Annotated in this window: 20 protein-coding genes; 7 read left to right on the top strand and 13 right to left on the bottom strand. The window is 45.4% G+C overall.

Features of this window, described 5'->3' with window-relative positions:
* The first annotated feature begins 39 nt into the window (after positions 1 to 39).
* The gene (locus FBF61_RS11485; RefSeq protein WP_138477374.1) at positions 40 to 555 is read left to right on the top strand and encodes a DinB family protein; all 516 of its coding nucleotides are present in this window, start codon (positions 40 to 42) and stop codon (positions 553 to 555) included.
* 345 nt (positions 556 to 900) lie between these two features.
* Here the strand turns inward: FBF61_RS11485 and FBF61_RS11480 are convergent, their stop codons facing one another.
* The 13 genes from FBF61_RS11480 to ligA all read right to left on the bottom strand — a co-directional run bounded on the left by FBF61_RS11480 (position 901) and on the right by ligA (position 14,621).
* Positions 901 to 1,887 carry a glycosyltransferase family 2 protein gene (locus tag FBF61_RS11480; RefSeq protein ID WP_310590267.1) on the bottom strand — a complete coding sequence of 329 codons (987 nt, stop codon included), beginning with the start codon at positions 1,885 to 1,887 and terminating at the stop codon, positions 901 to 903.
* A gap of 30 nt (positions 1,888 to 1,917) precedes the next feature.
* Positions 1,918 to 3,513 carry a peptide chain release factor 3 gene (locus FBF61_RS11475; protein WP_138477373.1) on the bottom strand — a complete coding sequence of 532 codons (1,596 nt, stop codon included), beginning with the start codon at positions 3,511 to 3,513 and terminating at the stop codon, positions 1,918 to 1,920.
* A gap of 196 nt (positions 3,514 to 3,709) precedes the next feature.
* A complete protein-coding gene (locus FBF61_RS11470) occupies positions 3,710 to 4,321 on the bottom strand; it encodes an inorganic pyrophosphatase (protein ID WP_374756610.1) in 612 nt (203 codons plus the stop codon).
* A 58-nt stretch (positions 4,322 to 4,379) separates the two neighbouring features.
* Positions 4,380 to 5,348, bottom strand: coding sequence for a glycosyltransferase family 2 protein (locus tag FBF61_RS11465; protein WP_229215042.1), 969 nt, complete (start codon positions 5,346 to 5,348; stop codon positions 4,380 to 4,382).
* A 65-nt stretch (positions 5,349 to 5,413) separates the two neighbouring features.
* Entirely contained in the window at positions 5,414 to 6,136 is a 723-nt protein-coding gene (locus tag FBF61_RS11460; protein ID WP_138477371.1) for a tRNA1(Val) (adenine(37)-N6)-methyltransferase, read from the bottom strand.
* 6 nt (positions 6,137 to 6,142) lie between these two features.
* Positions 6,143 to 6,778, bottom strand: coding sequence for a ribonuclease H1 domain-containing protein (locus FBF61_RS11455; protein WP_138477370.1), 636 nt, complete (start codon positions 6,776 to 6,778; stop codon positions 6,143 to 6,145).
* Positions 6,779 to 7,136: 358 nt separating this feature from the next.
* Entirely contained in the window at positions 7,137 to 8,384 is a 1,248-nt protein-coding gene (gene pepT / locus FBF61_RS11450; protein ID WP_138477369.1) for a peptidase T, read from the bottom strand.
* Between the two features lie 50 nt (positions 8,385 to 8,434).
* Entirely contained in the window at positions 8,435 to 8,899 is a 465-nt protein-coding gene (locus FBF61_RS11445) for a pyrophosphohydrolase domain-containing protein (protein ID WP_138477368.1), read from the bottom strand.
* Between the two features lie 72 nt (positions 8,900 to 8,971).
* Complete coding sequence (locus FBF61_RS11440) at positions 8,972 to 9,541, bottom strand: MarC family protein (RefSeq protein ID WP_138477367.1); 570 nt, start codon at positions 9,539 to 9,541, stop codon at positions 8,972 to 8,974.
* Between the two features lie 88 nt (positions 9,542 to 9,629).
* A complete protein-coding gene (locus tag FBF61_RS11435; RefSeq protein ID WP_138477366.1) occupies positions 9,630 to 10,343 on the bottom strand; it encodes an NUDIX hydrolase in 714 nt (237 codons plus the stop codon).
* 63 nt (positions 10,344 to 10,406) lie between these two features.
* Complete coding sequence (locus tag FBF61_RS11430; RefSeq protein ID WP_138477365.1) at positions 10,407 to 11,477, bottom strand: aminotransferase class V-fold PLP-dependent enzyme; 1,071 nt, start codon at positions 11,475 to 11,477, stop codon at positions 10,407 to 10,409.
* Between the two features lie 100 nt (positions 11,478 to 11,577).
* Positions 11,578 to 12,468: a 4-hydroxy-tetrahydrodipicolinate synthase gene (gene dapA, locus FBF61_RS11425; RefSeq protein ID WP_138477364.1), complete on the bottom strand. Its 891-nt coding sequence runs from the start codon at positions 12,466 to 12,468 to the stop codon at positions 11,578 to 11,580.
* Between the two features lie 65 nt (positions 12,469 to 12,533).
* Positions 12,534 to 14,621 carry an NAD-dependent DNA ligase LigA gene (gene ligA / locus FBF61_RS11420; RefSeq protein ID WP_138477363.1) on the bottom strand — a complete coding sequence of 696 codons (2,088 nt, stop codon included), beginning with the start codon at positions 14,619 to 14,621 and terminating at the stop codon, positions 12,534 to 12,536.
* Positions 14,622 to 14,914: 293 nt separating this feature from the next.
* Between ligA and rpe the strand changes: the two genes are divergently transcribed.
* The 6 genes from rpe (at position 14,915) to FBF61_RS11390 (ending at position 23,923) form a co-directional block, all read left to right on the top strand.
* Positions 14,915 to 15,562, top strand: a complete 648-nt coding sequence (gene rpe / locus FBF61_RS11415; protein ID WP_138477362.1) for a ribulose-phosphate 3-epimerase — start codon at positions 14,915 to 14,917, stop codon at positions 15,560 to 15,562.
* Between the two features lie 2 nt (positions 15,563 to 15,564).
* Entirely contained in the window at positions 15,565 to 16,854 is a 1,290-nt protein-coding gene (locus FBF61_RS11410) for an apiosidase-like domain-containing protein (RefSeq protein ID WP_138477361.1), read from the top strand.
* 139 nt (positions 16,855 to 16,993) lie between these two features.
* Entirely contained in the window at positions 16,994 to 19,018 is a 2,025-nt protein-coding gene (locus FBF61_RS11405; protein WP_229215009.1) for an OmpA family protein, read from the top strand.
* Positions 19,019 to 19,128: 110 nt separating this feature from the next.
* Positions 19,129 to 20,991, top strand: a complete 1,863-nt coding sequence (locus tag FBF61_RS11400; RefSeq protein ID WP_138477360.1) for a glycosyltransferase family 39 protein — start codon at positions 19,129 to 19,131, stop codon at positions 20,989 to 20,991.
* Between the two features lie 117 nt (positions 20,992 to 21,108).
* On the top strand, positions 21,109 to 21,936 hold the full coding sequence (locus tag FBF61_RS11395; protein WP_138477359.1) for a transketolase: 828 nt from the start codon (positions 21,109 to 21,111) through the stop codon (positions 21,934 to 21,936).
* Positions 21,929 to 23,923 (top strand): NAD-dependent epimerase/dehydratase family protein, encoded by a 1,995-nt coding sequence (locus FBF61_RS11390; protein ID WP_138477358.1) that lies wholly within the window; start codon positions 21,929 to 21,931, stop codon positions 23,921 to 23,923. The genes FBF61_RS11395 and FBF61_RS11390 overlap by 8 nt, the downstream gene beginning before the upstream one ends.
* The last annotated feature ends 7 nt before the right edge of the window (positions 23,924 to 23,930 follow it).

Below are 23,930 nucleotides of genomic sequence, written 5' to 3'. Positions count from 1 at the left end.
TTTCGAATAAAATTCTCAACCACCAAAACAAAAAATCGGATGAAACTATTAAGCATTACCTGCATGCTCATTTTTGCAGCCAGCACTGCATTCGCACAAACTTCACGGTCGAAACAAATTGCCGACTGGGAGAGAGCCAAAGTGTTTACCAAGGAATATCTTGATGCCATGCCGGAAGACGGGTATGCATTCAAACCTACTCCGGAAATCCGTTCTTTTGCCCAGCAAATGGGTCACCTGGCAGACGCCAACTTCGCTTTTGTCTCCGGTGCCACAGGCAAAAAAAGCCCTATGGAAGGTTCTGTTGAAAAAATGACGGATCAGTCGAAAGCAGCTATCACCAAAGGTGTTATGGACAGCTACGATTTTGCTATTTCTTCTTTGAAATCAATGACGGATGCTGATCTTGGCAAGGATATTAAATTATTCGGCATGGATATGAAATCAGGGGTAGCCCTTGAAAAAGGATTTGAGCACCAAACTCACCACCGCGGACAAGCGACAGTGTATATCCGGTTAAAAGGTGTGACGCCTCCCAAGGAAAAGTTATTCTGAAAGTCTACCCCGACTTTGCGGGCATAATAATCCCGAAGGGATGTCATTATACTATCTGTGATGGGGTAGCCTCTACGAGGCATCTGGAAGCAGCTAGCGGGCATAAGTTAGTTAGGGGTTGCCCCGAAGGGGCATTATTAAGATACAGATTGCGCCGATGGATCATTATTTGTTTGTTTTGAGATAAATTACATCTACTCAAAGCAACGCTCTGCCTCATCGGGGCAATCTGTTACTTGTACAAATATCCTTACCATGCACCAAATGCCCCTGCGGGGCTGCCGATATATGGAAAATTGGCTCTTGCCAGTTTTGTTGTAATAATTTCAGCACTTTGGGCTTTTGTCACAACTGCTTGGTTCGGAAATTATACCAGCCCAATGCGAAAAAACTGTAAACTTTCATCAAAACCGGCGGGACTATGAAGTCTCGGATAATTTCTCTTTTCTGTTCGGGACCGGGTTGTGCCAACGAAATGTATTTCATCGCATATTTTGCTCTCGGCCAGTAACTGCTCCCATATTCCCTGGAAAACAGCAACTTATAATAATACGTTGCAATGTTTTTTCGCAACGTCTGGTCATATTTATAACCAAGTTCTTTATTGATATTTGAATACATCTGTATGCGGTTGAACAGAAAATCCGCGCTCTGATGATTGTCCACAAAGCTAGCCCCTCCCCTGTTTTTCCGGTAAACCGACATCACTTCATCAATGTACCCGATCGGTCCGCGTGTAGCAAACATGATATTTCTGGGAATATCGCCGCTGGTTGAGAGATTCGTCCATTCCGGATCCGGATTTCTGGCGAAGTCCTCCCGGCGGAACATCAGACTCGAAGTTGCAATAAAACACAGCTCATCCTCCCCGATCAGATCGTCGACTGTGACCGCAGGCTTGGCAAGCGTATTCACCAGATACGGAGGCGCTGCATTGTCATCGTAAATAACCCTTGCATTATGGTAGCAGGCCGAATATTCGGGATGTGCATCCAGCATTTCAACCTGCTTTTGGAGCTTGTCCGGCGAAGTCAGATAGTCATCACCGTCAAACTGTGCAATATATTCTCCCTTTGCCGCCGCAAATGTTGATAAAGCATTATACTTCCCGTTTAACCCCAGATTTTTTGAATGCAGGATCAGCCTGATCTTGTCGGGGTAACGTTGCTGATATTCTTTTAAAATCGTAGTAGTATTGTCTTTTGAGCAATCGTCACCTACAACAATTTCAAAAGGAAATGTAGTCTTCTGCATCAATATTGAATCCAGCGTCTGGGCTACAAACTTCTCATGGTTATAGGTAACCACACACACACTCACTTTTATCATCATCACTATTCATTAATAATGCGGGTTTCCACTCTAGACGGCCATTTCCGTCTTAAACTCGGAAGTAAAATGGAAGTGGATCGCCGGGTTATTTTCACGGTTCATCCGGATCATCCATTCAGATTCCGCAAGAAAAACAGGATTACGGTCCTTATCATAAGCAATCTGATTACCTTTCAGACGAATAAACTGATCCATTGCAGGTTTCTCATCGGCGGTAAGCCAGCAAGCGCGGGAAACGCTCATGGGCACCCAGCGGCATTTGGCGCCATATTCATGTTCCAGGCGATACTGGATTACATCAAACTGAAGTTCTCCGACCGTTCCCACAATTTTACGGTTACCAAGATCCAGCGTAAAAAGCTGGGCTACACCTTCGTCCGTAAGCTGCTGAATTCCCTTTTCCAACTGTTTGGATTTCATAGGATCCATGTTGATCAGTTCCTTAAAGATCTCAGGCGAAAAACTCGGTATCCCTGAAAACTGAAGATTCTCACCTTCAGTAAGCGTATCTCCGATTTTGAAACTTCCTGTGTCGTACAATCCCACCACATCTCCGGGAAAGCCTTCATCCAGTACACTTTTGTCAGAAGCCATAAAGGTAAACGGGCTCGAAAACCTAACATCTTTACCTAAGCGGACATGCCGGTAAAACTTGCCCCGCTCGAACTTACCAGAGCAAATCCGCAAAAATGCGATCCTGTCGCGGTGGCGCGGGTCCAGGTTGGCGTGGATTTTAAAAACAAATCCGGTGAATTTCGGCTCCGTCGGTTCCACTTCCCGCACATCCGTAGGGCGTGGCTGAGGGATTGGGGAAATTTCACAAAAAGTATCCAGTAATTCCTTGATACCAAAGTTGTTGATCGCACTTCCAAAAAATACCGGTGCGAGCTGGCCTTTCTGATAGGCTTCCTGTGAAAAAGCATCATAAACACCTTCTACCAGTTCCACATCCTCAATGAGCTGCAAAGCATCGCGCTCCCCAACCAGCTCAGCGAGATTTTCATCTTCCAGACCGATCTGCGCAACGTCTCTCTCAATTTTCGTTTTATTGATCTTAAAGAAATAAAGCATCTGCTCGTACAAGCTGTATACCCCTTTAAAATCATTACCCATATTGATAGGCCAGGTCAGCGGACGAACTCTGATACCGAGTTTGGTTTCCAGCTCGTCCAGCAGCTCAAACGGATTTCTACCTTCACGGTCGAGCTTGTTGACAAAAACGATCACCGGTGTGTTGCGCATCCGGCAAACTTCCATCAGCCTTTCCGTTTGTTCTTCCACACCTTTTACACAGTCAATAACCAGGATTACGCTATCCACTGCGGTTAACGTGCGATAGGTATCTTCCGCAAAATCCTTGTGACCGGGCGTATCCAGAATGTTGATCAGCAAATCCCTGTATTCAAAAGTCATTACCGAAGTAGCCACCGAGATACCCCTCTGCTTTTCGATCTCCATAAAATCGGAGGTGGCCGTCTTTTTGATTTTATTGGATTTTACCGCTCCGGCAGTCTGGATCGCGCCTCCAAAAAGCAGCAGCTTTTCAGTAAGCGTCGTTTTTCCGGCATCCGGGTGACTGATGATGGCGAAAGTCCTTCTTTTCTTTATTTCTTCTATATTACTCATATAAGGCTCGTAAACACTTCCTGTTATCTTAGTCCGCGATACTTCAAGTACTTTTTGCTCAGCAACTTGTCGGTACGGTTGAACAACAATTTATTATTTAAAATTTGCACAAAGATAAGAAATAAACAAAGCCGTCCTTAAAGGGGACGGCTCTAAATTGCCCTGAATCAGCAACATATTGTTTTTAAACTCAATCTCAGTAAAATGAATGCTTGTAATCTTCCACGGAAGTCATGATCACTTCGTGCGCCTCTTCCCTGCCGTACACATTGGTGATTTCAATATGCGCCTTTTCACCAGGAAGGTTTTTGTAAGTCAGGAAGTAATGCTTCAGACGTTCAACAATACCCTCCGGCAGCTCGCTCAGATCAGAAAAACCACCATATACCTCGTCTCCTTTCAATACAGCGATGATTTTATCATCTGCCTCTCCCCCATCGATCAGGCGAATCCCGCCGATTGGCTTGGCAGTACAAAGGATATCTCCGTGGGAAATGATCTTTTCGCACAAAACCAGGATATCCAGCGGGTCACCATCCCCCTCTGTAACATCTCTTCCGGAGCGTTCGCGGGCCAGCAAGGCGATTTTTTCCGCACAATAGGTTTTTGGGATGAAACCGTAGAGCGCAGGGACGATGTTCGAATATTTTTGAGGACGGTCGATCATGAGATAACCCGTCACTTTGTCTATTTCGTATTTAACTGTGTCTGTCGGAACAATTTCAATAAATGCATTGACCAGTTCAGGTGCATTTTCTCCCATTGGAATACCGTGCCAGGGATGGGCTTTGTGTACGTTAGCGATCATTATTTGTGTAATAGGTAATAAACTTTTTGTTAATAATTTTATGTATGCCGGATATCTTTCAAGCTCCGGTCTTTTCTGAAACGTTGTAGTCGCCGGTTTTGGAAATGGATTGCTTCACAAACAGCTCCCCAAGAAACCCCGCCAGAAACAGTTGTGACCCAACCATAATCGCGACGAGCGCAAGAAAGAAAAGCGGGTTGTCGGTAACGTTCCTGTAAGGCAACAAATGATAAATATTATAGATCTTTTTACCAAGAAGCCAGAAAGCTATAATGCTTCCGAGAAAAAACATAAGGGTTCCCAGACTACCGAATAAATGCATTGGCCTTCTCCCAAACTTATTCACAAAGGCAATCGAAAGCAAATCCAGAAAACCAAAAATGAACCTTTCCAGGCCGAATTTGGTGTAGCCATATTTGCGCGCCCGGTGCTGTACCACCTTCTCCCCGATCTTCCCGAAACCGTTCCATTTCGCGATTACGGGAATGTAGCGGTGCATTTCCCCGTAAATAGTAATATTTTTGACAACATCCTTCCGGTACGCTTTCAGGCCGCAGTTAAAATCGTGGAGCGCCACACCGGAAATACTCCTGGTGGCCGCATTGAAGATCTTGGTCGGAACAGTCTTCGTAACAGGGTCATATCTTTTCTTTTTCCATCCCGAAACCAGATCATACTTTTCTTCTACGATCATCTTGTACAGCTCCGGTATCTCGTCCGGGCTATCCTGCAAATCCGCATCCATCGTAATGACCACATCGCCTTTTACGGCCAGAAAACCCGTTTGTAAAGCTGCTGTTTTTCCATAATTCCTTACAAAACGCAGCCCCCGGATATTGGGATTGATCAGAGACAATTCGGTTATTACGTCCCACGACCGGTCCTTACTTCCATCGTCGATAAACAGGACTTCATAAGTGAACCCGTTTTCATCCATCACCCGCGCAATCCACTCGCTGAGCTCTGGCAATGACTCTTCTTCATTAAAAAGCGGAACTACAACGGAAATCTGAATAGCTGAGTTAATCATGGATAAGGTTCAATTGCAATACCTGCCTCGGAATTATGGCGCAAAGTTCGTGTTTTTCCTGATCAAAATATTAAATAAAAGTCTTTCAATAATTTCTTAAAATCCTCGTGATGGGCGGTACCGTCTGTTTCGTAAATGTATAATTCTTCGTCAACAGACACATTATGAACAGGTTCCGTTTTTTGAAATGTCATTAACTGGCGAAAGGATTTTTTGCCGGAATGGTGAAACAAAGTGAGTTTATGGGTCAAATACCAGCCTGTACTTTCCGCTTTTGTACAAAATTGCAACGCTTCCTCTACGGGAAAAAGAATATTGAACTTACCGGTAGGAGAAAGAAGTCTTTCAATGGATTCAAGCAGTTCGGAAAAATCCAGGGATTTGGCGTGATGCGCTATATTTTTTTTATCCAGAGGCGAGAGCAGGTCGGACTGAAAAAATGGGGGATTCGTGATGATCACATCATATTGATGCTCTGAAGTAAACTCCTGAACAGCGGAATGAAACAGTTTAATACGGTCATGAAATGGACTTTTCTCGACATTTTCACCGGCCTGGAAAAATGCTTCCGCATCAATTTCAACCGCATCGATCATGGCATACACATTCCTTTGCGCCACCATCAAAGAAAGCAGCCCGGTACCGGCACCGATATCCAGGATCCTGTCAGCATCCGTGACATCCGCCCATGCGCCGAGCACACAGGCGTCCGTACAAACTTTCATCGCACACTGATCCTGCTGGATCGTGAACTGCTTAAAGCGAAAGGAAGAATTTCGTGCCATATCTGTCTATTTTCTGCCAAAATCAGCCGGATTTTCACCCCAGTATTCCGTTTCCCATTTCAGTATCTTATTGGGAAAAGAGTTTGTAGCAAGCCATCGTTCAGCACGTTGCAACATTTCAAAAACAGGCTTGTTACGGGGCGTCAATACAAGTTTGGTATTTGCGTGCTTCTTCTTAATCCAGCTGATCGCCGTTCTGGAATCGCTGTAAATCGGCAGGTCACTTTCCTTTTTCTGAAGATAGGCAAGACCATGGACAATCGCCAGAAATTCACCGATATTATTGGTAGCATCCTTGAACGGCCCCTGCAAAAAAATCCGTTCGCCGGTTGCATAATATACCCCCTGATATTCCATATCGCCGGTCGCCGTGTTCCAGGCTGCATCTACGGCAATACTGTTTTTCAATGGTTTGCCAATATTGGCAGGTACTTCCTTTATTATGGCTGGCTTGGAATCCTTTTTTGCAATAAATTCCCAATAGTTCCGCTGTATAGCCGCCTCCGCTTCCTGAATAGAATCAAATGACTTGTAGCGAGCATCCTCAAAACCTTTAATCTGGGCCTCACATTCCTTCCAGTCCGTAAAAACCCCGGTTTTCCTACCCTGCCACACGACGTAGAATTTGGTCTTCTTGGACATTTTTAATTTTGAATGAGTGATTGAGTGAATGTGTGAATATTAATTTTGAATGATTGAATGACCGAATGATTGAATATAATTTTGAATGATTGAATGACCGAATGATTGAATATAATTTTGAATGAGTGATCGAGTGAATGTGTGAATATTAATTTTGAATGATTGAATGACCGAATGAATGAGTATTAATTTTGAATGAGTGAGTATGCGGATGAGTGAATGAAAAAAATTGAATAAATAAGCGGCAATAGGGTTTGAGATAGAAAATCCTAATTAAATAATTAATTCAATCATTCAATCATTCAATCATTCAGTCATTCACTCATTCACTCATTCACTCATTCAGTCATTCAATCATTCAATCATTCAAAATCCCCCCTCCTTCCCATACCCGGCAAATGTCCACAATCACCTCCACTGCCTTCTCCATATCCTGCACCGAAACCCACTCTAATCTTGAATGGAATGCGTGCTCACCGGCGAAAATATTGGGACAGGGTAAGCCCATGAATGATAGCCTCGAACCATCCGTTCCGCCACGGATGCTGCGTTGGATAGGCGATAGTCCTGCCATTTTCATAGCTGTGAGGGCATTTTCCAATACTTTGGGATGCTGATCCAGGATTTCCTTCATGTTCCGGTATTGCTCCGTTACTTTGAATTCTGCGGTAGAATTCGGGTAGGATTTCAGTACTTCGTTCAATATTTCTTTCAGCAAAGCCTCTTTTTCATGCAGGCCGGATTCTGTAAAATCACGGATGATAAAGCTCAAAATCGCCTTTTCCTGAATTCCTTCGATTTGAACCGGGTGGATGAAACCTTGCTTATCCTCGGTAGTTTCCGGAGAAAGCGAATCCTTGGGCAATTTCGCCAGGATTTCCCCGGCTATTTTCAATGCGTTTTCCAGTTTCCCCAATGCATATCCGGGATGTGTACTAACGCCGTGAATGGTAATCCTTACACCGTCGGCTGAGAACGTTTCATCTTCCAAAGTACCTACTGCTTCCCCGTCCACTGTATAACCATAATCGGCTCCCAGCTTTACCAGGTCCACTTTTTCTGTTCCTCTCCCCACTTCTTCGTCCGGCGTAAAAAGTATCTTGATCGTACCGTGCTTGATTTCCGGGTGGGCCTGCAGATACTCGGCGGCAGCCATAATTTCCGCGACTCCGGCCTTGTTATCGGCCCCCAGCAAAGTTGTACCACTGGCAGTAACAATGTCATTCCCGATTTGCGTATCCAGATCGTGCAGCTCGCCGATCCGCAATACCTGGGTAGGATCGTCGGGCAAAACAATGTCCGAACCATCCCAATTGTAATGTACGATCGGCTTCACAAACGCCCCTGAAACATCGGGAGATGTGTCGACGTGTGAGCAAAAACAAATGACTGGAATATCCGTTTTTTCTGAATTGGACGGAATGGTTGCATATACATAACCATGTTCGTCGAGATGCGCATCTTCGATGCCGAGCTGATGCAATTCAATAACGAGCTGGTTACTGAGGTCGCGCTGCTTGGCTGTGCTGGGGAAAGTCTCCGAATTCGGATCGGATTGTGTATCCACTTTTACATAGCTCAGAAAGCGTTCGAGAACAGATGACATAAAGTATTTTTTAGTGTGATAAAATATTGATAATCAACAAAAAAACCTCGTTAACCCAGTATTGAAGAAAGGTCAGCCGGGGAATAATTGATATTTTTCAACGTCTTGTCATCCGAAGTCCTGTAAACCAGATATTTGCCGTTATCTTCTTTGTAATAACATTCGGTACCTTTCGTCAGATAATGCGCTACGGTAGCTTCTGCTTCCTCTACATTCAGACATGCCTTCGACATATTGGAACGCTGCACCTCGTCAAACAGCGAGCGGAATTTTTCACCCAGACCAAATTCGAGCACAGCCCCGGACAATACATATTGGAGGTCACAAAGTGCGTCGGCTACTTCCACAATATCCTTTTCCAGTATCGCCACTTCCAGTTCCTTCAATTCTTCAGCCAGCAAAGCCACACGCAGCCGGCTTCTTTCTTCTGAAGGAATAGTCGGCGTTTCCAGTATCGGGTGTTTAAAGGTTTTGTGAAATTCTGCGACTTGATTAAGGCTGTCCAACTGTTGCATCTTTGAAATTTTAATTAAAATGATTTGATAAAAACCGGCGATCCGGCGTCTCGGCGACCGTCGCCCGGCTGATTACATGACCAGGTTTGTCTTGAATAATTTAATGGCAATGGCCAGCAAAATGATCCCGAACACTTTCCGCAGAACATCGGTACCGCCCTGCCCCAGCTTCTGTTCGATCCAGTCCGAAGATTTGAGGACGAGATAAACAAAAAACAGGTTCAGCAGGATACCCACCAATATATTCTGGATCTGATAAGCCGAACGCAAAGCCAGCAAAGTAGTCATAGTGGCCGCTCCTGCGATGATCGGAAAAGCAATAGGAACGATCGATGCCACGCCTACATCCACGGAATCATGTTTGAAAATATTTCTCCCCAAAATCATTTCCAGACCGAGGAGAAAAAGGATAATAGCGCCTGCAATGGCAAATGAAGCCACGTCAACCCCGAAAAGGCTCAGTAACCGTTCGCCCAGAAACAGAAAAACGACCATGATGATACCTGCCACCAGCGTCGCCTTCTCCGACTCGATTTTACCAAGCCTTCTGCGGAAATCAACAATGACCGGCAAAGAGCCCAATACATCGATCACCGAAAATAGAATCAGCGTGACGGAGATTATTTCCTTGACATTAAACATCGGATGGCAATTGCGGTGATCTGTTCCGCAAAGTTGCTCAAAACCGTCTGCTTACACAATTTAAAAGTTTCTTTTGTAAAACAGGCTGCTAAACTGAGCTGCCCGGCAGGAAGTTAAGGAAAGTATTGAACTGCTTTTTATATTTTTCCTCATCGATTTTGTAGAAAAAAGCGCCCTTTTTTGAATAACCTTTCTGCTTTTCATCAAGCTTGATCAGCAGGTTCGTCGACAGCAGCTTCCTGCTGAAATTCCTTTTGTCAAACTCCGCCCCGAAAATCGCCTCATACAATTTTTGCAACTGCGGAATCGTGAATTTTTCCGGCAAAAGTTCAAAACCGATCGGATGCTGGGAGGCTTTGTACCGAAGGTGTTCGATGGCCATATTGACCATGGAAGCATGATCAAAAAGCAGCTTGGGCAGCTCCTGCATGGAAAACCATTGTGCCTCAAAATTCTTGGAAATCTTATGATCGTAATCTTCTACGTTGATCAGCGCGAAATAGGCGACGGAAACCGTTCGCTCCACCGGGTCGCGGTGCGGGCTGCCGAATGTATGCAATTGTTCGAGGTAAATATCCGTCAGACTGGTGAGCTCAAAAAGAATGCGGGACGATGCGCCTTCAAGGCTTTCGTCGGGCTGCACCCAGCCACCCATCAAAGACCAGGTATGATGTTCATCTTCAATACCTCTTTTGACCAGTAACAATTTTAACTCTTCGCCGTCAAAACCAAAAATAATAGAGTCCAGTGCGACCAGACATTTCGTCTGGGCCTGGTATTGTTGTAAAATATCTAAACGCACAATGTGTAACCTCGGGACTGAGTAAGTTAATATTTAGTTAATAAATACAAATATCACTTATTACTACTCATTCGCTGTTTTTGAAGCCTCACCGATCAGGAAATCCTTCAAAATAGAAATCTCTTTATCGTCGATAGCAGGAAAATTGGCGATCCTGAAACTTTTTTCTTTGTCTTTTCCGTACCCGTTTCCCAAGGTGATGCCTGCCTGTTTCGCGGCTTTTTTCAGATACAATGCCCGATCTTTTTCCGCATAAACAGCGACTACCGTTTCGGAACGTACAGCTTCATTTTCAATCAAAAGCTGGTAATTGTTTTCTTTCAAAAATGAGTACCAATCAGCTGCTCTCCGGCCTGTGTGGCTGCTTACTTCTTTAATAGGCGCGACTTGCTTCATTACTTTGCCTAATAAGTAGATCGCCAGCGTATTCGGCGTATAAGACGTCTGGTTTTTAAGAAAATTATCCCGGATAAAGAGCAGGCTGTTGTAATGCGACCGTTCGCCGACCCGCTCAGCCTGCGCAATTGCTCTGGGCGAAACGATCATCACGCCCATTCCCGCCGGAAGGCCAAAACACTTTTGCACAGAAGCATACCAGATATCCGCTGATTCCCAGGGCATTTCCACCCCGGCCATGGACGAAGTAGCATCTATTGCAATGACATTTTGAACCTGCGAACGCAGCTTGTTTAAAAATGACGCTGGTATTGCAGTACCATTGGAAGTTTCATTGTGCGTGAGGCATATAACTTCATCAGGCGACGAAACTGTTATTTCAGAAAAATCAGGAAGCTGCTCTGGATCAAAGGCATAGCTCATTGCTTTGCCGGTGATATTGTGGGTGTACTCCTTCCATTTCTCACCAAATGCGCCATTAAATATATGCAGGCTGGAATCTCTGATCACTGATTGCGCAATGATTTCCCAGCATTCGGTGGCCGAAGACGTAAAATAAACCTCGTAATCATCGGGAACAGCTAGCTTCGATTTGAGATTCCGGATCGTTTCTTCCAGCATACGCATGAAAGGTTCGCTCCGGTGGTTCTCGCTGATCAATCCGCTTTCAAATGCTTCATGCAAATAATCTTCAACTTGCGGATATACTTTGGAGGGGCCCGGGTAAAAGGTGATCATTGTTTTTGGTATTAATTCAAATAAAAAACACCATAGTATTGGAAAAAATGCCAATCCTATGATGTCTGAACTTTAATTTATGCCGCTAAAATCAGTTGATTTATAAAAAACCTTCCCTGACCATTGCTTTTTCAAGCTTTTCGCCCAGTCCGGCCGAAGCTTTCAAGAGTGGCAAACGAACTTCCGAGCTGCAAATCCCTTTAATTTCAAGGCATTTTTTAATGCCAACCGGATTGGATTCAATGTAAAGCAAAGTATCAAATTCAAGAAACGCGAGCTGTAATCTGGCCGCTTCCTTAAACCTTCCTTCCAGTGCATGCCAGGTCAATTCGCCGAATTCTTTCGGAAAAGCATTGGCAATCACCGAAATTACCCCGTGCCAGCCTACACTGACCATGGTAGTAACAAGGTTGTCATCACCGGAAAGCAGTAAAAAATCATCGGGAACACGTGCCGCCAGTTCCATGCTTTGTTCCAGACTGCCGCCTGCATCTTTGATTCCGATGATATTTGGATGCGCGGCCAATGCCACAATGGTATCCGGTTTCATGTTCGTAACCGTGCGACCGGGCACATTGTACAAAAGCACCGGAACAGGAGAAGCGTCAGCAATAGCCGTAAAATGTGATATGATCCCTTCCTGAGTAGGTTTATTATAATAAGGACAAACAGAAAGTATGGCATCAACGCCATTAAAATCCGTTTCCTTGATTGTATCTATAACCGACTTTGTATTGTTTCCGCCGATTCCATAGACAATGGGCAGCGATTTGGGATTGTTCTTGATTGTAAATGCCAGAATCTCACGTTTCTCCTTTGAATTAACAGTTGGCGACTCGCCGGTTGTACCCTGTACCACAAGGTAATCGGTCCCTCCTTCCGTTACCAGATCAATCAATCTTTTTAATCCGGGGTAATCAATTTCATTCTGTTCATCAAAAGGTGTGATCAGCGCAGCTCCCACCCCTTTGAAACGTTCGTCCAATGGCATTATTTCCTTATATAATGGTTGAAATTTAAAAACACAAAGTTAGCTTTCTAAGCCATTTTTCTTCATTATTTCTCGATCATTGCCAAAAATTCTTCTTCGCTCAAAATCGTTACGCCCAATTTTCTAGCTTTTTCAAGTTTGGAAGGACCCATATTGGCCCCGGCCAGCAGATAGTTCAGCTTACCCGAAACCCCGCTCAGTATCCTTCCTCCGTTGACTTCTATTTTTAGTTTCAGGTCGTCGCGGTCGAAGTTTTCGAAAACACCCGAGATCACAAATGTTTTACCTTCCAGGATATTGCTTTCCAGCTCGACGGGCTTTTCATCACTTTCCATCTGTATTCCGGCATTTTTCAGACGTTCCACCAAATCCTGATTTTCGGGAACGCTGAAATAGGATTCAATGCTCAACGCAATCCTGCCGCCTATTTCAGGAACAGCGATCAGCTGGTCATAACTTGCAGAACGCAGTGCATCGATCGATTTGAAATAGGCCGCCAGCTTTTCTGCCACTGTCGCTCCTACAAACCGGATCCCCAGGGCAAACAGTACATTTTTAAAAGGAACCGTTTTGGACAGATCAATGCCTTTCAGAATATTTTCAACCGTTTTTTCACGAAAACTGATCTTTTTGGCTTTACCAGTTTCTTCGTTTACAATGTTCTTTTCGAGGCCCAGCAATTTATCATAATTAAGATCATACAGATCTGCGGGCGTGCGCACCAGATTTGTATCAAAAAGCAGCTCGATTTTACCTTCGCCCAGGCTTTCAATATTCATTGCTTTTCTGTGAATAAAATGCTCGATCCGGCCTTTGAGCTGGGGTGGGCAGTGGCTGTCGTTGGGACAGAAAAAGGCCACTTCACCTTCATTTCTTTGCAAGGCAGAGCCACATTCCGGGCAAGTAGTCGGGAAAACAATGGGCTGGGTCGGGAAGAGCTCGCGCTGGGTAACGTCCACACCTGTGATCTTGGGAATGATCTCACCGCTCTTTTCCACAAAAACGGTATCACCAAGCTGGATACCCAATCTTTCCAGCTCATTGGCATTGTGCAAAGTCGCTCTTTTCACCCTCGTACCCGACAGATGAACGCCTTTCACCTGATTATAGGGCAGCGCGCGTTCGGTCAGATCGCAAAGATTGGCAACCGGCGTAACCGCACCCGTCCGGCCGACCTGATAGGTAACAGCACGAAGAATAGCGGGTTTGTTTTCGGCTTTGTATTTAAACGATATGGCCCAGCGCGGACTTTTAGCAGTAAACCCAAGTTCCCGCTGCTGTTCAAATGAATTGACTTTGATCACAATCCCATCGGTTGCCAGCGGCAGGGTCGTCCTTTTTTCTTCCCATTCATGAATGTATTCAATCACTTCGTCAATCGTCTGCACCTTTTTCCAGCCCGGCGATACATTGAAACCCCATGCTTTCAGAGCTTCCAGGCTTTCTTCATGACTTTTAAAAAATTCATTGTCGCTCAAAAAGGAATAAAGGTAACAATCGAGACCCCTCCGCGCAGTTTCGGCCGAATCCTGTAATTTAAACGAGCCGGACGCTGCATTTCTGGGATTGGCGTAAACGGTATCCCCCAATGTCTCCATTTCTTCATTCAATTTCTGGAAGGAGCTGATCGGCATAAAACCCTCTCCGCGGATCTCGAAAAGCGGCGGCAGATTGTCAGCTTTTACCCGCAACGGCAAGGTCCTGATCGTCTTCACGTTATGGGTAATTTCGTCACCTCTGGTTCCATCGCCCCGCGTTACGCCTCTTACGAGCACGCCATTTTCGTAAGTAAAACTGAGTGATATCCCGTCAAATTTCAGTTCACAGATGTATTCATAAGCCTCTCCGTCCAGACCCTTTCGTACCCGGTCATCGAAATTCCGCAGTTCTTGCTCATTATAGGTGTTGTCCAGTGACAACATCGGATAGCGGTGATAAACCGCATTGAAAGTCTTGTTAATCGTACCGCCAACCCGCTGGGTAGGCGAATCCTCGAGGCGGAATTCAGGATACTGGTCTTCGAGCGATTTCAATTCTTTGAGCAACTGATCGAAGTCAAAATCGGATATTTCTGACACGCTGTCCTGATAATAGCGGTAGTTGTAATGCTGGATGGTTTCCGTAAGTTCCTGGATACGCTGTTCGGGATTCATAGTGATGGCGGCGGCTTTTGTAAAAATTCGCTTCTGACAATTTAATGCTTCAAAGTAAGCAATTGTTAGTGGAAAATTAAGGCCCGCGCCTCTCAACATTACTGCCCCGCGCTGATACCCCCAAGTCCCGGTCAGATTCCTTTGTTGTTCGGGGTTGTTTGCTTTTATTACTAAAACGCCGTATCAAACGACTATCCTACCGGCACTTACCCGTATACGATGCGTTTAGTTGGACTGATGAACTATAAATTCGTTAATTTCGGGCCGGTTTTACAATTATTACATAGATTTTCATGGCTGAAATTGCCCCTTCCATATTGGCTGCCGACTTCGCGAATTTGCAGCGTGACGTAGAGATGCTGAATAACAGTTCAGCGGATTATATTCATGTTGACATTATGGACGGTATGTTCGTCCCCAATATCTCTTTCGGAATACCGGTTTGTGAAGCCATCCATCAGCATGCCCAAAAACCGCTGGACGTACATCTGATGATCGAGCAGCCCGACCGCTACCTGGAAGCATTCCGTAAGGCTGGTGCCTCCATTCTCACAGTTCATTTCGAGGCCTGTCCGCATTTGCACCGTACTATTCAGCATATCAAAGAAACCGGCGCGCTGGCCGGGGTTGCGCTCAACCCGCACACGCCGGTCGAGCTTTTGTCAGAAATCCTTTCCGACGTCGACCTGGTTCTGATCATGTCAGTGAACCCCGGCTTTGGAGGTCAAAAATTTATTGAAAACACATACAGGAAAATTGCCCGCCTGAACCGGATCAGAAAAGAGTATAATTATCAATTCAAAATTGAAGTAGACGGAGGCGTGAACCTGGCCAATGCGGAAGCCCTGGTTGCAGAAGGAACCGACATTCTGGTAGCCGGCAGCTTCGTTTTTGGTTCTCAAAATCCTGTCGAGACCATTGCGGCGCTGAAAAACAAATAGTCATGAGACTGCGTCACTATCTTCCTGTCTGCGCGATCTTTTTGATCGGACTTTTGCTCTGCGGCTTTGCTTATCGGGGACCGGAGCCTTCTTATGAAAAATTTCCATTGAAAATCAGCCCCAACGGGAGGCATATATCTGATAATCAAGGCGCTCCGTTTCTGATGGTTGCGGATGTTGCCTGGCAAATGCTGCGGCGGCTCAGCTACGCGGATGCTGTGCATTATATGGATGTACGTAAATCCCAGTCCTTCAATACGTTTCTGGTCCAGTTGCTGCCCGCTTTGCCGGGTCAGCGGAATTTCAATAAGGCCTTGCCTTTCCTGGAGAACAACGACCTGAGCAAACCCAATGCATTGTATTTCGATTATCTCGAGAAAATCATCATCGCAGCCCGGGAAAGAAAGCTGGTCGTAGGGATTGTAGTGACCAGAAAAAGCTGGAATCCCGTTTTTGATTCCCAAAATGGAGATCCCTGGGAAACGTATGGCGCTTATGTCGGAAAACGTTTCGCCCGGTACGCCAACATCATTTACATCGTCAGCGAAGAAGAATATCAGAATACCGTCCAATTTAATGCAGTTTCCGATGGGATCAGGCAGAATTCCGATAATCAGATCATCGCTACGCTGTCAACCCGCTCACCCACCGGCACGGAAGGAGGTACCAAAAACCGGTCCGACCTGCGATTTATCATTCCTGATTCTACGGTTACCTCATCGGAATATGCAGCCGTGGCCAACTGGCAGAAAAGTTCTGCCGAAGCGTTTTCCCAACCTTTTCTGATCGCCAATTCAGAGTTTCCCAAGGAGATTACAGACCAGTCGGAATTGATCCGGAATCAGGCATATCAGTCTATTATGAGCTCTGCAGCTGGCTTTTGCCATATGAGCACGATCAAAAATTTCCATAATACCTGGAAAGTCAACATTACCCGGGACGGTGCGGAATATATTCAGAATTTTGTAAAAATCATGAAGGGAATCCCCTGGGAATACATGCAGCCCGATACCCTGGAAGAACTGCTTCCGGATTCCCTCGATAAGCATGAGATCGGTGTCGTATCCATGTCCAATAAAAGGATGTGTATGATGTACCTTCCATCTTCCCGTCCTGTCAAACTGAATTTGAATTATCTGAACGGGACCCATTTCGGAACAGTCTGGTATAGTCCGCGTACCGGGAGAAGGTGGATTGGCGAGGAATTTAAGGCAATAGATGAAGCGATAGTTCGCCCGCCGGACGCTCAGGCGGGCTGGGATTGGATTCTGCTCATCGGGACAAAAAACTGAGGTCAGGCTCTTTGTCCGTGTTTGACATTCAGTTATATTCTTGATAATATTACTATATAATGGAATTTCATGAAGTTTTGGGCATTTTTAACCCATCATCCTTAAAAAGCTGCGTACTCCGTCCTGATTTGAATAACCCATGAACATATTGAATAAAAGCTTACTGTTTTATCTCTTGGCAACGGGCATGTGTTACAAAAGTTACGGCCAGGAAATTTTGTGGGCTGATAAAGTTCTCGGTTACTCTTCTGAATACAGGCCCGCCCAATACGGACATGCTTATCGTGCCAAACAAATCCTCGGTATTCCCAACAAACTACCCCAGTTCGGTAACAGCCCATGTGCATGGTCCCCGGCAGATGCAGATGGCAGAAACGAGGAGTGGATCAAAGTGGGTTTTCAAAAATCCATCCCACTGAAACAGGTCGCAATAGCCGAAAATTTCAATCCCGGGGCTATTTCAAGGGTATATGCATACGACGAAGCGGGTAAAGAGTTTCTTATTTCGGAAGCGGTTCCGTTGCAGCAGCCTGCAAAAGGAAGGATGCTCCGGGTTTTTCCAAAACAACAGAATATCGTCGCAAATGCCATAAAAGTTGTACTTCAGCCATCAAAAGTGTCCGGTTTCAACCAGATTGACGCGATTGCCATTTCTGAAAGTACCGCTCCTGTCGAAGCAGCTATCAATGTAACAAGTTCACAAATCAAGGCCCAACGGGAGAATGTAGGCAAGGAAATCAATACCAAAGGCCAGGAAGTAGCGCCCATTATTTCTCCGGATGGAAAAACACTTTATTTTACCAGAAGTAATTATGCGGGAAACGTCGGCTCTGCCCAGAAACAGGATGTTTGGTTTTCGACATTAAGCGATAAAAACCAATGGAGCGAGGCTGTAAATATCGGCTCGCCGATCAACAATGCCGGTGACAATGCGATCACCAGCATTGCCGCGGACGGAAAAACCATATACGTCATCAATGTTTATCGTCCTGACGGAAGCATGTATTTTGGTTTGTCAAGATCTTTTAAAACCAAAAACGGGTGGAGTTTTCCAAAAGAATACAAGATCACAAACCTTTCAGGGTATGTGGGAAGTATGGAGCTTACCGTTTCCCCGTTTGGCAATGTAATGATCATTTCTGTTCAGCGCAGTGATACCGAGGGCGGTAAGGATCTCTATGTTTCTTTTCTTCAGGCGAACGATAGCTGGTCGGAACCGAGGCATTTGGGTAATGTGATCAATACCGCTGATTATGAAGGAACACCTTTTCTGGCGCTGGACAACAAAACCCTCTATTTTTCTTCCCAAGGCCATAGCGGCTACGGCGAAGGCGACCTTTTTCTGACCAGGCGGCTGGACGATACCTGGATCAACTGGTCCAAACCGGAAAACCTGGGCCCGGCGATCAATACGCCATTGTGGGACGCATATATCAATATTCCGGCCACAGGCGACTATGCTTATTTCAGCGCCAGCGACAAATCGCTGGGACAGGAAGATATTTTCAGGATCAGGATGACGCCCGAAATAAAACCGGATCCGGTAGCCGTTGTCACAGGTACGATTTATGAAGCAGAAACCAACAAACCTGTGAGATCGGAAATTGTAGCCGATATCAAAAAAACAAATGAGCTTTTTACAAAAGCGACTTTTGAACCTGAAACCGGGGAATACCGGCTGGTACTACCCCTCAAAGAAATATACCGTATATCGGCTTCAGAAACAGGTTATTTCCCGGTTACCGAAGAAATAGACCTGTCGGCGGAAACGGGTTTCAGGACGATCCGTAAAAATCTCTACATGCAGCCCATCAAAGCCGGGCAACAAATCAGGCTGATGAACACGATGTTCTCGCAAAGCAGTGCGGAGGTAATATCGTCTTCCTTTTCAGAACTGGACAGGATTGTGGCAGCTATGAATGCATATCCGGCTATGGAAATCTTGCTGGAAGGACATACTGACAATCAGGGAGAAGTGCAGAAAAATGTAAAATTATCGGAAGACCGGGTGCAACAGGTCAAGAAATATCTTTTATCCAAAGGCATTGAATCGCGGAGAATACAAACCAAAGCCTGGGGACCTGCGAAGCCTATCGCCAGCAATTTAACGGAACAAACCCGTCAGAAGAACCGGAGGGTGGAGTTTACGATTCTTAAAATCTAAAAATGTCCTGCAAAGTGAAATTTGCTTAATTTCGCCCAAAATAGCCCTGCTTGCCTGCATTGCAGTCCTGCGAACGTAATCAGGGATCATCAGCGAACGTCATAGCTATAATGTCTATACACTATCCGAAAGAAACACTTCAATCCTGGCTCATATTTTCTGCGATTTTGATTGCGGGAATTGCACTGAGAATTTATCATCTCGACAGTTATAGTATTTTTTTCGATGAAAAGAGCACGATGGTCGTGAGCCAGGGGATTGTTCTTGAGGGAGCCAATCAAAAGGAGGTTTTTTCCAACAGAAAAATAACGGTACGGGAATTCTGGAAAGCGCCGGTGCTCGACTACAGGCCGACTACCATTTTAAGGTCTTTTACTTTTAACGAAACATACAGCCCCCGGGCATTCACGCCGGCAGAGTTCTGGGCCCCTAAATCCATCGCAGATTATTACGAGGCGATGACCCGCAGCGACATTGGTAACAGCCCTTTCTACTACTTGCTGCTGCATTTGTGGATGGAAGTTTTCGGCCTTTCGGATTTTTCCGCGCGGTTCCTTTCTGTGATTTTCAGTACGCTGATCATCGGCCTCACTTACCTGTTCGGCAGACGGTTTTTTAATATCAACACGGCCCTGATCGCCTCTGCCATTGTTGCTATCGAACCGTTTTTCATTGCTTACAGTCACCAGGCCAGGAATTATTCGCTTACTTTTTTCCTGACCCTGCTTGCTACCTATTTCTTTCTGCAGATCATTGAAAACGGCAAGAAAAATATGGTGCTGGTCTATATCGGCTACATTCTTGCAGCAGGTCTGAGTTTGCTATCACACTTCCTCACGATTTCGGTGCTCATTGCCCATGCTTTGTATGCGCTTTTCTTTCTGAGAACCGTGAACGGCTGGATAAAAATGGCGGTTTCGGCTGTATTAGCGTTATCCGGTGTTACCTGGTGGCTGATTTTCGGAGGCGGCCAGTATACGCTCTACACACTCAATTACCAGGCAGATCTGTATAAAAGGATGGCGGAAACTATGCCTTACAACAACCCATTCGGTATCATTCTTCCGGCTACGTTTGCCAATGTTTTCAACAAGTCCCTGCCTATTTTTTCTGACCTACTGATATTTACAAACGGGCTGACGGATGCACTATCAGGCCGGAGAAATGTGATGGTAGCCATTGCAACAGCCTTAGTTCTCATCATTTGGTACCGTTTCAGCGACAGGATCAAAACACCTGTCTGGCTGACGCACCGCGTACCTTATACCCTGATCTTGCTCAGCTCCGTTTTTTATACCAACCATAAACTGCAGTTCTGCATCCTGGCGGTCAGTCTTTTTGCGCTTTCTTTTATTCCCGATTTGCACAGCCGGGCTACTACCGTACAAAAAAAACGGCTTTGGATGCTCTACATCATGGGTTTATTTCCAACGTTATTCCTGATCCTGATGTCGTTCAAAGGCGGGCATACCAACGGACTTACCCAGCGTTACTCAGGATTTTCATTTCCGTATGTGATCATTTTGATAAGCCTGCTTTTACAATATTACAAGACCCTGAAAGTGGAATTCCGGATCCTTATTTATGTATTCCTGGCCGCTCAGCTTTATTTTGTAGGTATGCGCCTGGACGAATTTTATCAGGACAAATCTTTGAAATACGGCTATTTTGCTACGCCGCGCGTTCCTAATCCCTACTATGAGGCAGCACAAAAGATCAGTGAGTTGTACCAGGAAGGCGATACCGTACTTTACCCTGCGCCACGTTTTCAGATACTATCCGAAATGGACCGCACTTTTCTGCCCTACTCGGTACAGGATGCGCAAATGACCAATTTGTATTTTCCAAAAAATGCGCAATACGTACAGGCGATGGATACTACTCAGACTGAGCTGATTCTGCTCAAAAAAGGCAATGGTACAGCACCGGTTGAAATCATGAAACTGAAAGGTTTACGTTACGGATCACAATAGTCGACTTGGGCAGTTTTGAAAAGCTGTCAAATAAGATTTTGTATATTGCATACCTTATTATCGAGTTTTGACCGTTATTTTGTCCGAATTATTTTTACAACTACATACACATCCCGCATGACTGCAGAAGAAATATTGAACGACCCCAATCAGTTAAGTGGTGAGCTCCGTCTCAAAATTCTGAGCTTGTACCACAAGGCAAATGCAGGACATATCGGCTGCTCGCTCAGTTGTATTGACCTGATGATCGCGGTCCTTTTTCTCAATAAATCTCAGGAAGATACATTCATATTATCCAAAGGCCACGCGGCGGCGGCACTGTATGCGTCATTGAATACGCTCGGGGAAATTTCCGACGAAGAACTCGATACATTTTATCTCGACGGCACCACCCTTCCGGCCCACCCTGCTCCCAGACAATACAAAGGCATCCCTTTTGCCACTGGCTCACTCGGCCACGGACTGCCCATCGCGACCGGCATAGCCCATGCAGCCAAAGTAAAAGATGAAGAAAGCTATTCCTACGTGCTTCTTTCCGATGGAGAAACCAATGAGGGAACAACCTGGGAAGCAGCGCATTACGCCATTCAGAACCAATTGGATAATCTCATTATGATCATTGACAAAAACGGTCTTCAGGGATTTGGTTTTACGGATAAAGTATTGGGTGAAACTGCATCGGTGGAAAAATGGAATGCGATCGGTTTCGAAACCATTGAGCTTAACGGACACGATATCTTGTCGATCGATCAGGCGATAAAGGAATTAAAGAGCCACAAAAACGGATTGCCCAAAGCTATCATAGCGAGTACCGTGAAAGGGAAAGGGGTATCCTACATGGAAAATAAACTGGAGTGGCATTACCTGCCCATGAATAAGGACCAGTACGAACAGGCCACACTGGAAGTAAAAGAACGCTACTTTAATGAATTAACGAATGCTTGATCAGTTACCGGTTTATCACGATAAAATAGAGAAATTAAAGGGCCCTGTTTTTGTTTTTGGTGCCAGCGGCTTCATCGGTGCCAATCTTTTCAATGAAATTTTTAAGATCAGAAAGGACTGCTTTGCGCTCACGCACGATGCTACCAAAGCATGGAGACTGAAACTCCTGAATGTTCCTTTCGAAAATATAATCCACTGCGACATACTGTCCAATAACTCCGTCATGGAGGTTTTTGAAAAGTATAAGCCGCAAACCATATTCAATCTCGCTGCTTACGGAGCTTACAGCAAGCAAAGCAATGTTAACCTGACTTATGAGACCAATGTGATCGGCACGGTTAACCTTCTTCAGAACTGTACCAAAGACATGGTTTACATACATGCCGGCAGCAGCTCGGAGTATGGTTTTAATTGTACTTCCCCCAAAGAAACCGACCGCGTTGAGCCGAACAGCCACTATGCTGTTTCCAAAGTTTCGGCTGCCTATTTGCTGGAATATTACGCCCGGCTTTTTGATCTCAAAACACTCAATTTAAGGCTATACTCGATCTACGGTTACTGGGAAGAACCCGACCGGCTGATTCCGAAACTGATCGAAAACGCTAGAAAAAAACAACTTCCTTCGCTGGTATCGCCGGATATCAGCCGTGATTTTGTTTTCGTGGAAGATTGTGTGGAAGCATTTCTGGACGCCGCGCTGAAAATTGACAGCAGCAATTCCGGCAAATCCTACAACATCGCGACAGGTAAAAAAACGACCATGGGCGACCTGGTCGATATATCCCGGAAAACCTTTGCTATCGAACAGGAACCGCAGTGGGGAAGCATGACCAACAGGAAATGGGACCTTGCTGAATGGTATGGGGATCCGTCGGCTTTCGAGCGTGATTTTGGCTGGAAAGCCCGTACTTCACTGAATGAAGGGTTGGCAAAAACGAGTAACTGGCAGCAGGAAATTCGGTACGAAGATAGTGTAATACCCGCGTTCGAAAATCCGAAACTGAACCCGGTCATTACAGCGATCATTGCTTGTTATAAGGATGCCCAGGCGATCCCTTTCATGTACGAGCGTCTTGTGAAAACTTTCAATGAGCTGAAAGTACGTTATGAAATCATCTTTGTTAACGACAACTCACCTGATAATCAGGAGGAAGTCATTAACAAAATCTGTGACAAAGATCCTAATGTGGTCGGTATCAGCCATTCGCGGAATTTTGGTTCGCAGTCGGCTTTCCTGAGCGGGATGGAAATCGCTACCGGCGATTGTGTGGTCCTGATGGACGGAGACCTGCAGGACCCGCCGGAAATCATCCCGGCATTTTACGAAAAGTGGATGGACGGCAACGATGTCGTGTACGGTGTGCGGGTGCAGCGCGAGATGAAACCGCATATTCATTTTTTCTATAAATCCTTTTACAAAATTTTCCAGGGACTGAGCTATATACCGATTCCCCGCGACGCCGGCGATTTTTCAATGATCGACCGCAAAGTGGTGAAAGAGCTGGTAGATCTCCCGGAAACAGAGCAATTCCTGCGTGGGCTGCGCGCCTGGGTTGGGTTCAAACAAACTGGCGTTCCCTATGTGCGGCCGGAACGTATGTTCGGCGTTTCAACCAACAACTGGACAAAAAATATCTGGTGGGCAAAAAAAGCTATTTTCTCATTCAGTTTTGCTCCTTTGGAATTGATGAGCTATGCCGGCTTTGGTTTAACGGGTTTATCGATCCTCGGGATTATCTGGCAGATTCTCGCCAAGTTATTCTTCTACCCCGAAACTCCCCAGGGAATCAGTACAGTCATTGTTTTGATCGTGCTTTTCGGCGGACTTACGATCCTTGGTATATCCTTTTTGGGAGAATACATCACCAAAATATTTGAAGAAACTAAAAAACGCCCGAAATACATCCGTACCAGAATCCGCCGCGGCTCAAAATCCTATAAAACCGCTGATGAGATCCGGACGCTGGTGAAGCAATTGAGGAAGTAAGTGTATT

This window comes from Dyadobacter bucti (assembly GCF_005869225.1).
Taxonomy (GTDB): domain Bacteria; phylum Bacteroidota; class Bacteroidia; order Cytophagales; family Spirosomataceae; genus Dyadobacter; species Dyadobacter bucti.
The sequence above is the reverse complement of the archived record's forward strand: the minus strand, read 5'-3'. Positions and strand labels throughout refer to the sequence as shown.

What these genes read in the sequence shown, in the direction of transcription:
- FBF61_RS11485 (WP_138477374.1), top strand. Translation starts at nt 40, where the DNA reads ATGAAACTATTAAGCATTACCTGCATGCTCATTTTTGCAGCCAGCACT.
- FBF61_RS11480 (WP_310590267.1), bottom strand. Translation starts at nt 1,887, where the DNA reads ATGATGATAAAAGTGAGTGTGTGTGTGGTTACCTATAACCATGAGAAG.
- FBF61_RS11475 (WP_138477373.1), bottom strand. Translation starts at nt 3,513, where the DNA reads ATGAGTAATATAGAAGAAATAAAGAAAAGAAGGACTTTCGCCATCATC.
- FBF61_RS11470 (WP_374756610.1), bottom strand. Translation starts at nt 4,321, where the DNA reads ATGATCGCTAACGTACACAAAGCCCATCCCTGGCACGGTATTCCAATG.
- FBF61_RS11460 (WP_138477371.1), bottom strand. Translation starts at nt 6,136, where the DNA reads ATGGCACGAAATTCTTCCTTTCGCTTTAAGCAGTTCACGATCCAGCAG.
- FBF61_RS11455 (WP_138477370.1), bottom strand. Translation starts at nt 6,778, where the DNA reads ATGTCCAAGAAGACCAAATTCTACGTCGTGTGGCAGGGTAGGAAAACC.
- pepT (WP_138477369.1), bottom strand. Translation starts at nt 8,384, where the DNA reads ATGTCATCTGTTCTCGAACGCTTTCTGAGCTATGTAAAAGTGGATACA.
- FBF61_RS11445 (WP_138477368.1), bottom strand. Translation starts at nt 8,899, where the DNA reads ATGCAACAGTTGGACAGCCTTAATCAAGTCGCAGAATTTCACAAAACC.
- FBF61_RS11440 (WP_138477367.1), bottom strand. Translation starts at nt 9,541, where the DNA reads ATGTTTAATGTCAAGGAAATAATCTCCGTCACGCTGATTCTATTTTCG.
- FBF61_RS11430 (WP_138477365.1), bottom strand. Translation starts at nt 11,477, where the DNA reads ATGATCACCTTTTACCCGGGCCCCTCCAAAGTATATCCGCAAGTTGAA.
- dapA (WP_138477364.1), bottom strand. Translation starts at nt 12,468, where the DNA reads ATGCCATTGGACGAACGTTTCAAAGGGGTGGGAGCTGCGCTGATCACA.
- ligA (WP_138477363.1), bottom strand. Translation starts at nt 14,621, where the DNA reads ATGAATCCCGAACAGCGTATCCAGGAACTTACGGAAACCATCCAGCAT.
- rpe (WP_138477362.1), top strand. Translation starts at nt 14,915, where the DNA reads ATGGCTGAAATTGCCCCTTCCATATTGGCTGCCGACTTCGCGAATTTG.
- FBF61_RS11410 (WP_138477361.1), top strand. Translation starts at nt 15,565, where the DNA reads ATGAGACTGCGTCACTATCTTCCTGTCTGCGCGATCTTTTTGATCGGA.
- FBF61_RS11405 (WP_229215009.1), top strand. Translation starts at nt 16,994, where the DNA reads ATGAACATATTGAATAAAAGCTTACTGTTTTATCTCTTGGCAACGGGC.
- FBF61_RS11400 (WP_138477360.1), top strand. Translation starts at nt 19,129, where the DNA reads ATGTCTATACACTATCCGAAAGAAACACTTCAATCCTGGCTCATATTT.
- FBF61_RS11395 (WP_138477359.1), top strand. Translation starts at nt 21,109, where the DNA reads ATGACTGCAGAAGAAATATTGAACGACCCCAATCAGTTAAGTGGTGAG.
- FBF61_RS11390 (WP_138477358.1), top strand. Translation starts at nt 21,929, where the DNA reads ATGCTTGATCAGTTACCGGTTTATCACGATAAAATAGAGAAATTAAAG.